The organism is Algoriphagus antarcticus (assembly GCF_002150685.1).
Classification (GTDB): Bacteria; Bacteroidota; Bacteroidia; order Cytophagales; family Cyclobacteriaceae; genus Algoriphagus; species Algoriphagus antarcticus.
This window is the reverse complement of sequence record NZ_MSSW01000130.1, coordinates 1-1,867: the sequence shown is the minus strand read 5'-3', so window position 1 is coordinate 1,867 and position 1,867 is coordinate 1. Positions and strand designations below refer to the sequence as shown.

The 1,867-nt window shown below is 38.6% G+C and carries 1 protein-coding gene; it reads left to right on the top strand.

Annotated features, from left to right (window positions below; genetic code table 11):
• Positions 1 to 120: 120 nt before the first annotated feature.
• Complete coding sequence (locus BVH04_RS24930; RefSeq protein ID WP_086544171.1) at positions 121 to 1,446, top strand: DUF5723 family protein; 1,326 nt, start codon at positions 121 to 123, stop codon at positions 1,444 to 1,446.
• The last annotated feature ends 421 nt before the right edge of the window (positions 1,447 to 1,867 follow it).

The window sequence follows — 1,867 nt, the reverse complement described above, 5'->3', positions numbered from 1 at the left end:
CTTCAAAAGCAAATTAATTGAACTTTCGCTTTATTAGAATTGTATTTTAAGCCTATTTACAATTATTTAGGGTTAGTTTTTTTCTTTTCATATATCCTCTAAAATAAACCTTAACATTTTATGAAATCATTCTTTACATTATTCGCGCTAGCTATTATCTCGCTAAACCTACCAAAACCATTAGCTGCCCAATCATTTATCGGTAATACCATAGACAATTACACTGGAATTCAATCCGTGCTTATTAACCCTGCAAATGCGGCTAATTCTAGGATGAAACTGGATATTAATCTCTTCTCTGCTAGCGCCTATGTCGGGAATGACTTCATCAGTATTAATTTAAGTGACATTAAAAACATTAATGACGGTTTTGATTTTGATACAGATGCAGAAAAGAACCCGCTGGACAATAATAATTTTTTCGGAAATGTGGATATCCTCGGCCCCTCAGTTCTTTTTAACCTCAACCAAAAAAACAGTATCGCTATTACTACCCGGGCACGGGCGATTTTCAATCTCCATAATATTGGAGGGGAACTATATGAAGTATTAAACAGTGATGAGGATGTAGGCAACTTCAATATCTCGATGAATGATTTATCTGGAGTTGTACATGCTTGGGCCGAAATTGGTCTTACATACGGAAGAGTAGTTCTTGAGAAAGACAAGCACTTTTTGAAAGCCGGAGCTACCCTCAAGTACCTTGGCGGGGCTGGAGGAGTATTTGGTTTGAGTCCGCTTTTGACTGCCAATTATAGCGCAGATAATGAATCTCTTACCACTACTGGTAGTCTTAATTATGGTTACACGTCAGGTTTTGATTCTGAAGAAATTAGCTTTTCAGATGTCAGTGGAGGCTTTGGAGCAGATCTAGGAGCTGTTTATGAATTTAGGGATATAGACAACAGTGATGAGAATCCATATAAAATTAGAGTAGGGCTTTCATTGACGGACATTGGAGCAATAAATTATAAAGGCACGAGTAATTTTCGCTACGATATGAATGCTACCATTGACGCTACAGAATTTGAAGAAAAAGATTTGGATGAGGTATTGGAAGATAACTATAACGGCACAGAAACGCTGGAAGAAACAAAGTTCGGCTTACCCACTGCCATTCAGATTTTTGCCGATTACAGTATCACAAACAGATTCTTTGTAAGTGCACAAGGCGCTATTTCAATCAAAAAAGTATCTGATATACCGATAAGTAACATTATCAATTCCTTTTCGGTTACTCCCCGATTTGAGATGAGGTGGATAAGTGTGTACAGTCCATTGAGTGTGCGTCAATATGACTCTAATATTGCATGGGGTTTTGGCCTTAGAGCCGGTCCTTTGACGGTAGGTTCAGGTTCTATTCTCTCCAATCTGATTTCAAGTTCTTCCCGTAGTGCAGATGTATATGTCGGGTTGAAAATCCCACTTTATAAAAAGTCAGAATAAATAAAGGTCAGGGATTTCGAAAACCCTAACCTTTTCGTTTTAATTCTAAATACCCTCTTGAGTGATCAAATATGAGCTCTGAGCAATTATATAAACTTCCGATCGATCTTGTCCCCATACCAATCTTCGTATTCTACATCTTTTCAACCAGAATTCATTACTCCAAAAGCCCCTGAAAACTCCCATGTAATCCTTGAGAAATACATTGCTCGACTAGCTCATCACTTTCTCCAGACGACTTTCGTCAAAGTTCAATACCTCATCCGGCCGAATTGGTCTGCTTCTATCTATGTCCAAGCACACTGGGTAAGAAATAGGAATGCGTGCAAAATCAAATCCCCAGTCCAACGAAGCCTGGTTTTTTCATACGCCAGGACTGAAAATAGTCTATCCTTCCAATCCCTTCGATGCCAAGGGTTTG

Coding starts and splice junctions, on each gene's coding strand:
- BVH04_RS24930 (WP_086544171.1), top strand. CDS start 121: ATGAAATCATTCTTTACATTATTCGCGCTAGCTATTATCTCGCTAAAC.